The sequence below is a fragment of the Achromobacter sp. ESBL13 genome, from assembly GCF_036668755.1.
Classification (GTDB): Bacteria; Pseudomonadota; Gammaproteobacteria; order Burkholderiales; family Burkholderiaceae_B; genus Achromobacter.
The window spans coordinates 362,260-375,047 of sequence record NZ_JAZEVT010000006.1 but is presented as its reverse complement, the minus strand read 5'-3'; the positions used below and the strand labels follow the sequence as shown (position 1 = coordinate 375,047).

Below are 12,788 nucleotides of genomic sequence, written 5' to 3'. Positions count from 1 at the left end.
TGGGGGCAAGTCAGTCGGAGAGTTCGGTGAATAACAAGATTGTTGCGGCAGGTATTGCGTTTTCGTCCTTGCTGTTGTGCGGCAGTGCGCTGGCGGCCGATGTGAAGTTTGTGTTCACGGGCCACGTGTCTTCATCGACCTGCGCAATCAACGGGCTGGGCAAAGAAGGGGTCGTTCAGGTGAATCTCGACCCTGTCAGCGTCAGTGCGCTGGCCAAGCCGAACGATGTGGCGGCGCGCCAGCTCGTCACTCTGGAGTTGACTGGCTGTTCGGCCACCAAGGTCGTCACGCGCTTTAACCGCGATGCAAACGTCGACAGCGCCACCGGCGCACTGATCAACCAGGCGGCGTCCAAAGAAAACGAAAGCCCGTCAAGCGCACAAGTCCAATTGCTGAACAGCAAGTACCAGCCCATCAATCTGTTCACGGGCGCCGGCGCCGAAACGATCACCATCGCGGACAAGTCCGCGACGATCGAGTTCTACGCTCAGTACCTGGCGCCCACCGCCGGCACCACGGCCGGCCCGGTCCAGACCGAAGTCCTGCTGGATCTGATCTACGAATGAAGCCGGTTCCCCTTGAGCGTACGCTCAGGGGGCTTCCGGACCACGCAAGTCGGGCCACCAAGCTTCGTCGCTTCTGCGCGTTGCTCTGCCTGGCTTGTGTGACCCTGCTGCCTCCTAGCGCCCAATCCAACGTGGTTATCGGCGGCACCAGGCTCATCTATCCGGCGTCAGAGCGTGAAGTCACTCTTCGCCTGACCAATGAGGGCGCTCGGCCCGCGTTGGTGCAGGCCTGGATTGACGACGGCGATCTGGAATCTGACCCAGACGACGTTGATGTGCCGTTCGTGATTACGCCGCCGCTGGCGCGTATCAATCCGCGCACGGGGCAGACCTTGCGTGTGGCGCATCTGCCCAATACCGGTGTTGCGACCGACCGGGAATCGGTGTTCTGGCTGAATGTGCTGGACGTCCCGCCACTGCCTTCCGGGCAGGTGGCCAACCACATGCAACTGGCCTTCCGTAGCCGCATCAAGCTTTTCTTTCGTCCCGTCGGGCTGCCGGGCACGCCGGGCGAGGCCGTCCTGAAGCTGCAATGGCGCGTGGTGCACACCAGCAAGGGCGCGGCGCTGCAGGTGCGCAATGACAGCGCCTTTCACGTCTCGCTGACCGGCGCGCAAGTAAAGGCGGCCGGCGGGCGCGGCGCTGCCGTGCCGGTGCCCGTGCACATGCTGGCCCCCCGGTCCGTGACCGAGTTCGGCGCGGATAAAATTTCGCAAGCCGCCGGCACCTCGGGATCGGTGGCGTTCGAATGGATCAACGACTATGGCGCAACCGTGCAGCGCGAAAGTCCGCTTGAGCCTTAGGCGGCGCCGTGTATCGTCGCATGCGATTAAGCAGCGCGTTCCTGCTCGTATCCAGCTTGTTCGGCGTCGCCGTGCAGGCCAACGAAGCCGTCGAATTCAACCCGGCGTTCTTCGCCGGACGCCGTGGGCAGCCCGTGGATCTGTCGCGATTCCAACGTGGCAATCTCCTGACGCCCGGCATCTACCAACTGGACCTGTACCTGAACGGCAACCGCGTGGGGCGCCAGCAGGTCAGCGTGCGCAAGGTAAACGGGGGGGGTAGCGGCAATTCGGCAGCACCACCGCCAGACAACGATACCCAACCGTGTCTGCCCGCCAAGGTGTTCGAGCAGATCGGCCTGAACGTCACGCTGCTGGATGGGTGGCCGCCGGCCCCTGCCGCCGAAGCGGATTGCGTGGGGCTGGACCGCCTTCCGCCCGCTAGCCGCTTTGATATCGACCTGTCCGAACTGCGGGCCGATCTGTCCATTGCGCAGCTCTACCTGAAGTCGACGGCGCGCGGTTATGTGCCGCCGGAAGAATGGGACACGGGCGTGAACGCGGGCTTTCTAAGCTATGGCATCAACCTATCGTCCAACCGCTACGCCAACCAAGACAACCGGCAGCTTTACAGCAGCGTGAACGCGGGCTTGAACCTGGGCGCCTTGCGCTTTCGGCACAACGGGTCGTTCAGCATGGCGAACCGGATCGGCGCGTCGGGCGGCAGCCACTACCAGGCGTTAAGCAGCTATGTGCAGCGCGATGCGACACCGCTTGGCGCGCAATTGACCCTTGGGCAGTTCTACACGCCCGGTAATATCTTCGACAGCATTCCGTACACGGGCATTCAACTAAGCAGCGACGAACGCATGCTGCCCGATTCCATGCGCGGTTTTGCGCCGGTGGTGCGCGGTATTGCCGACACCACGGCCAAAGTCAGCGTGCGGCAAGGTAACAACCTGCTGTATGAGACCACCGTATCGCCTGGCCCCTTCGCCATCGATGACCTCTACAACACCGGCTACGCGGGCGATCTTGATGTCACGGTCACCGAAGCCGATGGCCGCACCAAGCGGTTCCTGGTGCCTTATGCATCGGTTGCGCAATTGCTGCGCCCAGGCAGTTCGCGTTTCAGCCTGACGGGTGGTCGCTATCGCGACGACACGCTGGTTTCCCCGCCCGCGTTTTTGCAAGGCACCTACCAACGTGGGCTGTCCGACACGGTAACGGGCTATGGCGGCATCATTGCCGCCCAGCGGTATCGCGCGGTGCAGGGTGGGGTGGCGGCAAGCACGCCGTGGGGCGCGCTTGCCGCCGACTTGACGCAATCACGCGCCAAGCCGCTACGCCATGCGGGGCAGCGCGCAAGCGACGTTGAAAGTGGGCGCAGCCTGCGCCTTAGCTACAGCAAGCTGCTGGAGCCGACGTCAACGAACTTCAGCGTGGTGGCGTACCGGTTCTCCAGCGAGGGCTACCTGGGCTTTGGAGAATTCTCGCGCCGTGTCGCTGGGCGCGATGGCGCACCGACCCGCGGACAGGAACGTAGCCGCCTGCAAATGAACATAAGCCAACCCCTGGCGGACGGCTGGGGCCAAGTGGCCTTGTCCGGCGTGGCGCAGAACTATTGGGGGCGCGACCAACGCCGCGACACCAGCTTCTACGCGGGCTACTCCAATGGATACCGTTGGGGCACCCTGAGCGTCAGCGTGACTCGCACGCGAGACGACAGCGGCCGTTTCGGTAATCAATACCTGTTGAGCCTGAGCGTGCCGCTGGGGCGCGGCTCGAATACGCCTTTTTTCAGCACATCGCTGAACACGCAGGGCCAGGGAGATAGCGCCGTCAATGCGTCGTTAAGCGGATCCGCGGGCGAAGCGGGGCAGTTCGGCTACAACGTCTATGCATCCCAAGACCGCAACCGCGACCAGCGCAGCGCCAACCAGGGCGGCAGCGTGCGCTACGACACGGGGCATGCAACCTATATGTTGTCAGGCAGTCGCGGCGACAACTATCGCCAACTTGGCGCGGGCATGCGCGGGACGCTGGTAGCGCATGCCGGCGGCATCAACGCGACGCAGAGCCAGGGCGAGACCATAGCCGTGCTGCATGCACCGGATGCCCAAGGCGCCGCAATTGGATCGAACTCGCGCGGCCGTATCGACGGAAACGGATACGGCGTGGTCGCGGGCCTGATGCCTTATCGCCGCAATGATGTGGCGCTGGACCCCAAGGGTACGTCGCAAGACGTCGAATTTGAAATGACGTCGCAGCAGGTAGCGCCGCGCGCCGGGGCGGTCGTGCTGTTGCGATATCCCACCGTGGTCGGCCGCCCCATTCTGCTAAAGCTGGTGCGTGAACATGGGGCTGCCATGCCAATGGGCGCTGAACTCAGCATCGCGGGCGTCGACGCGGTCACATTGGTGGGCCAGGGAGGGCGGGCGTTCGTGCGTGGACTGCATGGCAGAGGTCAATTGGTCGCCAAATGGGGCTCGGGCGCCGATCAGCAATGCCGGGCGGCTTACCAGATCGACGAGCAGACGGCGGAGGGCGGCATGTATTACCCCCAATTGGAATTGCCTTGCGTGGAGGCGCCCCACGTGCCGGCGATACCCGCGCAGCAGGAAGCGAAGACATCATGAAAGCCATCATTCGCGGATTCAGCCTTGGGCTGTTGTTGATGTCAGCAAGCGGCTCGATCTGGGCTTCGTGCTCCGGCGACCGCCGCGTGACCACCATTACCGAAGCACAGCTTGATGCGGTCCGGCCGGGGCGCGACGCGCCCGTGGGCAGCACGATCCACTCCATTTCCATCAACGACCCCGCGGCCAAGGTCAAGTGCACTTCTACGCGAGACACGTTCTCGTACGGATTCGTGTCGAACCCCACCCCGGTCGCCGGCTACGACAGGGTGTATGCGTCGGGCATACCGGGCATCGGGGTACGCGTCTTCTGGCCGCACGAATACGGCGTGTTCATGCCGTCGCCCATGACGCCAAAACGAAATCTCAATCCCTGGGACTACACCCCACCGCAGACTTTCAGGATCGATTTCATCAAGACAGGGCCGATCCAGTCCGGAACGACGCGGGACCTACGCGTTGAAGTGCGCTACAGCGCCTTGGTCAGCAACGCTATCGTCTTCAACAACCTTGGCTACGACGCAAAGATCATCAGCTGCCTGCCCATTGACAGCGAAATGAAGGTGGACATGCCTACCATTCGTGACCGGGATCTGGGTCATGTGGGCGCCACGGCCGGTGCCCACCCCTTTACTGTCAATCTGGCATGCGACCCCGGCGTGAAAGTCGCCTATCGGATCGACGCGCCGGGCCAGGAAAACAACGTGATCAGGAACTCCAGCGCAGAAGGAATGGCGAAAGGGGTGGGGGTGCAACTGGTGATGGGGGACGTTGGCAGCAATGTCGTTCAACCGCTGGAGACGCGCATGGAAATCACGTCGACGCCCAACGCGGGCCCGGCCATCGTGTCGATCCCCTTGGCCGCGCGCTACTACCAGACTGCGCCCACGTTCACGGGGGGCAAGATCAGCGCGACCGCCACGATGACCCTGTTCTACGAATAAGAAGCCGGATCAGGTAAGCGGGGCGCGCGTGGTGCACGCCCGTGTCCTTACACCGTCAACACGCAGTCCAGCGCTTCGGGCGCGTTCAGCCTGACGCGGAACGCGCGCAGCTCGTCGCGCCGGAACACATGCACCGTCACGCGGTCGCCCGGCAGGTATTGCGACAGCAGCATGTCCAGGCCCGCCGGCGCTTCCACCCGCAATCCGTCCAGCGCCACCAGCACGTCACCCGCCGACAGCCCGCCCTTGTGCGCCGCGCCGCCTTCCAACACGGTGGCAAGCGTCAGCGCGTCGCCTTGTTTGCGCGTGCGCACATCCAGCGTAGGAATGTTGACCGACGTTTTCCAATGCAACGTAATGCCTTGATCGGCCAGCAGTTCGGCCAGCGGCACGTCGGCCGTGCCGTAGGCGTGGCGCGCGATGAAGCGCCGGGTGTCCACGCCGGTGGCTTCCAGGATCAGCCCCGGCAGCGCGTCTTCCGGCAGGCCTTGCGGCTTGCCCTGATAGAAGTCGCGGCCGTAGCGGTCCCATAGCAAACGCATTACATCGTCCAGCGAGTGCGCGCCACCGCTTTCGCGGCGGATCAGCAGGTCCAGCCCCAGCGCCACCAGCGCGCCCTTGGTGTAGTAGCTGACCAGCGCGTTCGGCGAATTCTCGTCCTGCTTGTAATAGCGGGTCCACGCGTCGAACGAACTTTCCGCCACGGATTGCTTGGCGCGGCCCGGGGTGCGGGCGACGCTGGTGATGGTCTTGGCCAGCAGGCGCAGATATTCCGTTTGCGTGATCGCGCCGGAACGCAGCAGCAGCAGGTCGTCGTAGTAAGACGTGAAGCCTTCGAACACCCACAACAAGCGCGTCAGGTCGGGCTGCTCAAGATGGTAGGGCGCAAAGGCCTGCGGCTTGATGCGCTTGACGTTCCAGGTGTGAAAGTACTCATGGCTGACTAGGCCGAGAAAGCCGCGATAGCCTTCGCCCTGGCCTTGCTGGCCCAGCACCGGCAAGTCTTTGCGGGCCGTCATCAGCGCGGTGCTGGCGCGATGTTCCAGGCCGCCGTAGCCGTCGCCCGTGATCATCGTCATGAAGACGTAGCGGTTCGAGCTGTCCAGGAAGGGCGCGCGCTTGGTGCGCGGTTCAAAGAACTCAATCTGCGTGTCGCAGATCTTCTTCACGTCGGACGCGATGCGAGCCAGATCCAGGTTGGGCGCCACGCCCGTGAACACCAGTTCGTGCTCGGCGCCATGCGAGGTAAAGCTGACCACCTGCGGCCGGCCCATTTCCACCGGGTGGTCGATCAACGCATCGTAGTCGGGCGCCACGTACAGGCCAAAGCCGTGGCGCCGTGCCGCGCCCCGCTGGCCGGTGGCTTCCGGCAGGCTGGTGTAGACCTTCCAGCCGTCGATGCCACGCGGGGGCGCCAGGTCAACCAGGCAGGGCAGGTGGTCTTGCCCGTGCACACGCAGGAAGACGCTGGTGCCGTTGAAAAAGCCATGCGTTTCATCCAGGTGCGCGCCGCGTACCGACAAGTCCCAGGCATAGACGACATATTCCACCCGCAGGGGCCCGTCCACGGGCGCAGCCTGCCAGGTGTGGTTATCGATTTTGTCGACAATCACCCGGCGCGAACCCGAGTACGCCGCCACGGATTCAATCTGGCGGGAAAAGTCGCGGATCAGATAGCTGCCCGGAATCCAGGCCGGCAACGACAAGCGCTGGCCGTCGGGCGAGGGGGCGTCGATCGTTAGGGTTATCCGGTAGCGGTGTCCGGCGGGGTCATAGGGCGTCAGGCGGTAAAGTACGGGGCAAGCGTTGTCTTTTTTCATGCTCGTATCTTATTTCATACTTCCTACTGGAGACATTCAATGAGCGAGTCGTTTGTGCTGGTCGAAACCCGGGGCCGCGTCGGTCTGCTGACGCTGAACCGCCCCAAGGCGCTGAACGCGCTGAACGATCAACTGATGGATGAGCTCGGCGCGGCGCTGTTGGCGTTCGAGGCCAACGCCGACATCGGCTGCGTGGTCATCACCGGCAGCGAAAAGGCGTTTGCCGCGGGCGCGGACATCGGCGCCATGAAAGACTGGTCGTACATGGACGTGTACGGCAGCGAATACATCACCCGCAACTGGGAAACCCTGAAGCGCATTCGCAAACCCGTGATCGCCGCCGTGGCCGGCTACGCCTTGGGCGGTGGCTGCGAGCTGGCGATGATGTGCGACATCATCATCGCCGCCGACAATGCCAAGTTCGGCCAGCCCGAAATCAAGCTGGGTGTGATCCCCGGCGCGGGCGGCACGCAGCGCTTGCCGCGCGCGGTGGGCAAGGCCAAGGCCATGGACCTGGCCTTGACCGCCCGCATGATGGGTGCCGAAGAAGCCGAGCGCGCCGGCCTGGTCTCGCGCGTGGTCGGCGCCGACAAGCTGATGGAAGAAGCGCTGGACGCCGCGACCGTGATCGCATCGATGTCGCTGCCGTCCGTGATGATGGCCAAGGAATGCGTGAACCGCGCGTTCGAAGGCTCGTTGAACGAAGGCTTGTTGTTCGAGCGCCGCGTGTTCCATTCGCTGTTCGCCACCGAAGACCAGAAGGAAGGCATGGCGGCTTTTACCGAAAAGCGCAAACCGGACTTTAAACACCGTTAAGGCTTGTTACGACAGTAAAACGCCCGCGCTGATGTCGCGGGATGCCCAGCGCGCCCACACCGGCGCGCTTTTTCATGGGCGCGGCAGGCGTGCGGGCACGTTGCGCCTTGAAACGTCTGGGCAGCACCTTGTTGCAGAGTTCTTCCCTATGCTGGTTAAGCGTCATCAAGAGGTGCCGCGCCAGAGCGGCTTGCCCCACTGGCAAGTCCCGCGCGGCGGCTCGCTAGCAAACAAAATCAAGAAGGAGCCTTGCATGCGTACATTTATCGCTAACCGCCGGTGGTCGACCGCGGTACTCGCCGGCGCGTTAAGCGTCTGCTTCATGACCGCCACCCAGGCTCAATCGCCGCAGCCCTCGCTGCGCCTGGTTTCCGAAACGCCTTATCCCGCCTCGTCCGCGCCCGCGCCGCAGATGAGCGAAGCGGAATTGCGTGACACCGCGATCGACGCCTATGTCTACGCCTACCCGATGGTGCTGATGGAGCTGGCGCGTCGCAAGGCCACCGCCGTGCAGACGCCGCTGGACGGCCGCGCGCCAATCAACCAATTCGGCCACAAGACCGCGTTCCCCGATCCGCGCGCCGCCGATACGCCGTGGCCCAGCGCCGATGCGCTGTATTCCAGCCTGTGGTTCGACGTGTCGCAAGCGCCGCTGATCGTGAACCTGCCCGATACCGGCGGCCGTTACTCGGTGCTGTCGGCGCTGGACATGTGGAGCGACGTGTTCGCCTCGCGCGGCACGCGTACCAACGGTCGCGGCGCGCAGTCGTTTGCGATTGTCGGCCCGAATTGGCAAGGCACCCTGCCCACGGGCATGGACGTCATCCACAGCCCGACCTCGACGGGTTGGCTGATCGGCTGGACGCAGACGGGCGGCCCGCAAGACTATGCCGCCGTGAATCAGATCCAGGCCGGCATGACCGCGTCGCCGCTTATCGCCCCGGCCGCCTCCGCCACCACGCCCTACCGCAACCGCAACGCCGGCAACGCGTATCCGCAAACCGGATCACGCGTGGGCTCGGCGCCGATCGGCAGCGGCTTGCCCATGCCGACGCCGGTGAATGTTCCGGACGGCACGCCCGCCGAACAAGCCGCCAGCATGGACGCCGCGTCGTTCTTCACGGTGTTCTTCGACGTGCTGCGCAACAACCCGCCGCACGCCAACGACACACCCATCCTGGACCGCATGCGCCGCATCGGCCTGGATAGCCGTCAACCGTTCTCGTATGGACGCCTGAGCCCCACAGTGCAACAGGCGCTGGCCGACGCGCAGCCACTGGCGGGTCGCCGTATCGCCGATGGCGTGGCGCGCCTGGGCACGCCGATCAATGGCTGGAATACCGTGCTGTCCGGCATCGGCACCTACGGCACCGACTATTCGCGCCGCGCCGCCATCGCCTACGCGGGCCTGGGCGCGCCGACGCCGGAAGACGTGCTGTACCCGGTGACCGTGTCCGACTCGAAGGGCCGCCAGCTCAAGTCCGATGAAGACTACGTGCTGCACTTCGACAAGGGCCAGCTCCCGCCGGCCAACGCGTTCTGGTCGCTGCACGTCTATAACGACAAGCACGGCTTTGGCGAGAACCCGGCCAACCGTTACGCCCTGCGCAGCACCGACGGCCTGAAGTACAACGCGGACGGTTCGCTGGACATCTACATCCAGCGTCGCGACCCGGGCGAGAAGAAGCGTTCCAACTGGATCAGCTCGCCGGCCGCCGACGGTCCGTTCCTGTTGAGCATGCGTTTGTACTGGCCGCAGGACACCGCGCTGGACGGTCTGTGGGCGCCGCCGCCGGTCAAGGAAGATTGATCGCAGCCGTGTATTAGCACCGCTTGCCGAAACTAAAAGCGGCCCTTTGTACAAGGGCCGCTTTTTTATCGCGGGACCGCGTGGGGCAAGGCTTGCGGGACCATTGAGCAAGCATTGCCCGCGTCCCTAATTTCAGTGTTGCGCGGTCGTTGCGCCCACCTTACAAACGGCCGAAAGTTCATTTGCTTGGGCAAAAAGATTCACGCTATACTCTGCGGGTTTGACGCTTGCGGGATAAGAACACGTGGCGGCCGGGTATGCAAAAGCGGGGCTGAAAAGCACTGACATGCATGGGCAAGCCGGTTCTGACAGGGTAGTAGTGCAGCGGGGATGCTTGATGCAAAAGATGCGCGGGTCAGAAGTAGAGGCAGCGCAAAGCTCAGCACAAGGCTCGATGCGAGGCGCGTTGTATGGTGAACAACCGGGTGAAAAACCGGGTGAACACCAAGGTGAAAAACCGCAACAGCAGCAGCAGCGAGATTTGTTGGACCAGGATGATGAAGTAAAAGTTCTGGTGCTTAGCGACGCAGACCGCGCCGCGCTGAATGCTCAGGCAAGCCGAGGTCTCCTGTTGGCATTGGCGGCGCAGGGCGCCATGGGGCTCGCAGCGGCAGTAATTGCGGGAGTTGTCGGAGGGGCGGCGGCGGGTTGGTCGGCGCTGGCGGGGGCGGGAGCGTATTTCATACCCAATGCATTGTTTGCATTGCGCCTGGTTGTCAGCGTTCGGGCTGGTCGCGCCAACCCTTTTACCTTTCTCTCTGGTGAGTTGATCAAGTTATTCGCAACGGCGTTGTTGTTGTGGGTGCTTTCGCGTGTGGCACAGGACAGTCTGGTTTGGCCTGCCGCATTGCTGGGTTTGATACTCACATTGAAGGGCTACCTCCTGCTCTTGATGTTCCGCAAGTTGTCTTAGCGCCGAGCAGTAAGTAGCGGCAAACGTGATCGTGGAATCGTCCGGCTCGCAAGGGTTCGGGCATACAGCAAATAGGGTAGGATTCAAATGGCTGCTGCCAGCGACGTGTCGCCTCAGTCCGCGTATATTCAGCATCACTTGGTGCATCTGAACAATACCGGTGAAAAACAGAGCGCAATTGCTCAGTTCGACATCATCAATTACGACTCGTTGTTCTGGTCCGGCCTGATGGGTCTGATCGTCATTTTCTTCCTGTGGCGCGCTGCTCGCCGCGCCACCAGTGGCGTGCCGACCCGCTTCCAGGCCTTCGTGGAAATGATCGTCGACATGGTCGACGACCAGGCCAAGGGCATTGTCCACAACGCCAAAAGCCGTCTTTTCATCGCCCCGCTGGCGCTCACCGTGTTCCTCTGGATCATCCTGATGAACGCGCTGGACTTGCTGCCGGTTGACCTGTTGCCCTCCATCTGGCGCCTGACCGGCCTGGGTGCCGAGCACGGCGACCCCCTCTATTACCACCGCATTCTGCCGACGGCCGACTTGAACGTGCCCATGGGCATGTCGCTGGGCGTGCTGCTGCTGATGTTCTATTACGGCATCAAGATCAAGCACCCGGGCGGCTTCGTCAAAGAACTGTTCACCGCGCCGTTCCATGCGCATGGCCTGGGCGCCGTTGTGCTGGCCCCGTTCAACCTGCTGCTGAACCTGATCGAATACGCCGCCAAGTCCGTGTCGCTGGGCATGCGGTTGTTCGGCAACATGTTCGCCGGCGAACTGATTTTCATGCTGATCGCCCTCCTGGGCGGCGCCTGGACCGGCTTTAACGGCGCCAGCATCGGCTTGGGAATCGGCCACATCCTGGCCGGCTCCATCTGGGCGATCTTCCACATCCTGATCGTTCTTCTGCAGGCCTTCATCTTCATGATGCTGACGCTGGTGTATCTCGGCCAGGCACACGAAGGCCACTGATCCCCCGAATTTCCTGCGCTGGCCACCCGGCCAGCGTGGGATAGCAAGATTATCTTGCATTGAGCTGTACCCCTTATTTTTCAATTTTTGACTTCAGATTTCTAACCAAGGAGTTGTCATGACCAACGTCGCTTTCGTTGCCCTCGCTTGCGGTCTCATCATCGGTTTGGGTGCTATCGGCGCTTGCATCGGCATCGCATTGATGGGCGGCAAGTATCTGGAAGCTTCGGCTCGTCAGCCTGAGCTGATGAACGCTCTGCAAACGAAGATGTTCCTGCTGGCCGGCCTGATCGACGCGGCATTCCTGATCGGCGTGGGTATTGCCATGCTGTTCGCCTTCGCCAACCCGTTCGTCGGTTAAGGCAGCGCCCGCCGGCGAATAGGCGGGTCATGACGTTGGCGGCGATGTGGGCAACAGCCCCGTCGCCGGCCAGCAAAGTATCGAGTGCTCCGTGACGCCCCTTTCCGGGTGCGGTCGGAGCCGCAAGGTGTTAAAGGAACGACCGTGAATCTGAACGCGACGATCATTTTCCAGATGCTCGTGTTCTTCGTTCTGGGCTGGTTCACGATGAAATTCGTGTGGCCTCCTCTGACGAAGGCGATGGACGAGCGCCGCCAAAAAATCGCCGACGGCCTTGCCGCCGCCGAGAAGGGCAAAGCCGACTTGGCTCAAGCCCAGGCGCGCGTCAGTCTGATCGAGGCTTCTGCCAAGTCCGAAAACCACGCCCGCATCATCGAGGCCGAGAAGCAAGCCGCCTCCCTGATCGAGCAAGCCCGCCGTGAAGCGGAAGCTGAACGCGCCCGCATCGTGGCTCAGGCTGCTCAGGATGCCGCGCAGGAAGTCCAGCGCGCTCGTGACTCGCTGCGCGACGATGTTGCCGCGTTGGCCGTCAAGGGTGCTGAACAGATCCTCAAGCGCGAGGTTGACGCCCGCGCCCACGCCGAGCTGCTCAACCAGCTTCGCGCGCAGCTTTAATCCGGGACCGTCATGGCTGAACTTTCCACTGTTGCCCGGCCCTACGCTGAAGCGCTCTTCAGCGCAGCGCGCGACGACAAGGCCGGCTTGCCGGCCTGGGCCGACCTGGTCAGCGAAATGTCGCAGGTCGCCTCCAACCCGGACGTGCGCGAGGCCATGGCCGACCCGCGTCTGGGCGATAAGCAGCGCGTCGAGCTGTTCTCCGGCCTGATCAAGGCCGAACTGCCGCAGGCCGCCCGTAATTTCATCGAGTTGCTGGTTGAAAACGACCGGCTGCTGCTGCTGCCCGACATCGCCTCGCAATTCGTGGTGCTGCGCAATCGTCACGAGGGCACGGCGCAGGCGGAAATCACCAGCGCGTTCGAGCTGAGCGACGCCCAGGTCAAAGACCTGGTTGCCGCCCTTGAACAAAAATTCGGCCTCAAGCTCAAGCCCAACGTCACCGTCGACCAGTCGTTGATCGGCGGCGTGCGCGTGGCTGTCGGCGACCAAGTGCTCGATACTTCCGTACAAGCTCAATTGGTCCGCATGCGCGATCAGCTCGCCGCTTAAG

Annotated in this window: 12 protein-coding genes; 11 read left to right on the top strand and 1 reads right to left on the bottom strand. The window is 63.1% G+C overall.

Features of this window, described 5'->3' with window-relative positions; all coding sequences use genetic code 11:
- Positions 1-26: 26 nt before the first annotated feature.
- From V6F88_RS23045 to V6F88_RS23030, 4 genes are read left to right on the top strand one after another with little or no spacing between them, the layout of a single operon-like run.
- Entirely contained in the window at positions 27-566 is a 540-nt protein-coding gene (locus V6F88_RS23045) for a fimbrial protein (protein ID WP_332612486.1), read from the top strand.
- A complete protein-coding gene (locus V6F88_RS23040) occupies positions 563-1,369 on the top strand; it encodes a fimbria/pilus periplasmic chaperone (protein WP_332612485.1) in 807 nt (268 codons plus the stop codon). The genes V6F88_RS23045 and V6F88_RS23040 overlap by 4 nt, the downstream gene beginning before the upstream one ends.
- Positions 1,370-1,389: 20 nt before the next feature.
- Entirely contained in the window at positions 1,390-3,987 is a 2,598-nt protein-coding gene (locus tag V6F88_RS23035; RefSeq protein WP_332612483.1) for a fimbria/pilus outer membrane usher protein, read from the top strand.
- The gene (locus V6F88_RS23030) at positions 3,984-4,931 is read left to right on the top strand and encodes a fimbrial protein (protein ID WP_332612481.1); all 948 of its coding nucleotides are present in this window, start codon (positions 3,984-3,986) and stop codon (positions 4,929-4,931) included. The genes V6F88_RS23035 and V6F88_RS23030 overlap by 4 nt, the downstream gene beginning before the upstream one ends.
- A gap of 47 nt (positions 4,932-4,978) precedes the next feature.
- Here V6F88_RS23030 and V6F88_RS23025 read toward each other — a convergent pair whose 3' ends face one another.
- Positions 4,979-6,751, bottom strand: coding sequence for a M61 family metallopeptidase (locus V6F88_RS23025; protein WP_332612479.1), 1,773 nt, complete (start codon positions 6,749-6,751; stop codon positions 4,979-4,981).
- A 39-nt stretch (positions 6,752-6,790) separates the two neighbouring features.
- Here V6F88_RS23025 and V6F88_RS23020 point away from each other — a divergent pair, with 39 nt between their 5' ends.
- From V6F88_RS23020 to V6F88_RS22990, 7 genes are all read left to right on the top strand, one after another.
- On the top strand, positions 6,791-7,567 hold the full coding sequence (locus V6F88_RS23020) for an enoyl-CoA hydratase (protein WP_332612478.1): 777 nt from the start codon (positions 6,791-6,793) through the stop codon (positions 7,565-7,567).
- A 253-nt stretch (positions 7,568-7,820) separates the two neighbouring features.
- Positions 7,821-9,377: a DUF1254 domain-containing protein gene (locus V6F88_RS23015; RefSeq protein WP_332612477.1), complete on the top strand. Its 1,557-nt coding sequence runs from the start codon at positions 7,821-7,823 to the stop codon at positions 9,375-9,377.
- A 481-nt stretch (positions 9,378-9,858) separates the two neighbouring features.
- Positions 9,859-10,290, top strand: coding sequence for an ATP synthase subunit I (locus tag V6F88_RS23010; RefSeq protein WP_332612607.1), 432 nt, complete (start codon positions 9,859-9,861; stop codon positions 10,288-10,290).
- An 87-nt stretch (positions 10,291-10,377) separates the two neighbouring features.
- Complete coding sequence (gene atpB / locus V6F88_RS23005; protein WP_006227276.1) at positions 10,378-11,259, top strand: F0F1 ATP synthase subunit A; 882 nt, start codon at positions 10,378-10,380, stop codon at positions 11,257-11,259.
- Between the two features lie 118 nt (positions 11,260-11,377).
- Positions 11,378-11,620 carry a F0F1 ATP synthase subunit C gene (atpE, locus tag V6F88_RS23000; RefSeq protein WP_003815363.1) on the top strand — a complete coding sequence of 81 codons (243 nt, stop codon included), beginning with the start codon at positions 11,378-11,380 and terminating at the stop codon, positions 11,618-11,620.
- 144 nt (positions 11,621-11,764) lie between these two features.
- Complete coding sequence (locus tag V6F88_RS22995) at positions 11,765-12,235, top strand: F0F1 ATP synthase subunit B (protein ID WP_006227275.1); 471 nt, start codon at positions 11,765-11,767, stop codon at positions 12,233-12,235.
- A 12-nt stretch (positions 12,236-12,247) separates the two neighbouring features.
- Complete coding sequence (locus tag V6F88_RS22990; RefSeq protein ID WP_046806632.1) at positions 12,248-12,787, top strand: F0F1 ATP synthase subunit delta; 540 nt, start codon at positions 12,248-12,250, stop codon at positions 12,785-12,787.
- Position 12,788 lies beyond the last annotated feature (1 nt).

Coding starts and splice junctions, on each gene's coding strand:
- V6F88_RS23030 (WP_332612481.1), top strand. CDS start 3,984: ATGAAAGCCATCATTCGCGGATTCAGCCTTGGGCTGTTGTTGATGTCA.
- V6F88_RS23015 (WP_332612477.1), top strand. CDS start 7,821: ATGCGTACATTTATCGCTAACCGCCGGTGGTCGACCGCGGTACTCGCC.
- V6F88_RS22990 (WP_046806632.1), top strand. CDS start 12,248: ATGGCTGAACTTTCCACTGTTGCCCGGCCCTACGCTGAAGCGCTCTTC.
- V6F88_RS23035 (WP_332612483.1), top strand. CDS start 1,390: ATGCGATTAAGCAGCGCGTTCCTGCTCGTATCCAGCTTGTTCGGCGTC.
- atpE (WP_003815363.1), top strand. CDS start 11,378: ATGACCAACGTCGCTTTCGTTGCCCTCGCTTGCGGTCTCATCATCGGT.
- atpB (WP_006227276.1), top strand. CDS start 10,378: ATGGCTGCTGCCAGCGACGTGTCGCCTCAGTCCGCGTATATTCAGCAT.
- V6F88_RS23020 (WP_332612478.1), top strand. CDS start 6,791: ATGAGCGAGTCGTTTGTGCTGGTCGAAACCCGGGGCCGCGTCGGTCTG.
- V6F88_RS23025 (WP_332612479.1), bottom strand. CDS start 6,751: ATGAAAAAAGACAACGCTTGCCCCGTACTTTACCGCCTGACGCCCTAT.
- V6F88_RS23040 (WP_332612485.1), top strand. CDS start 563: ATGAAGCCGGTTCCCCTTGAGCGTACGCTCAGGGGGCTTCCGGACCAC.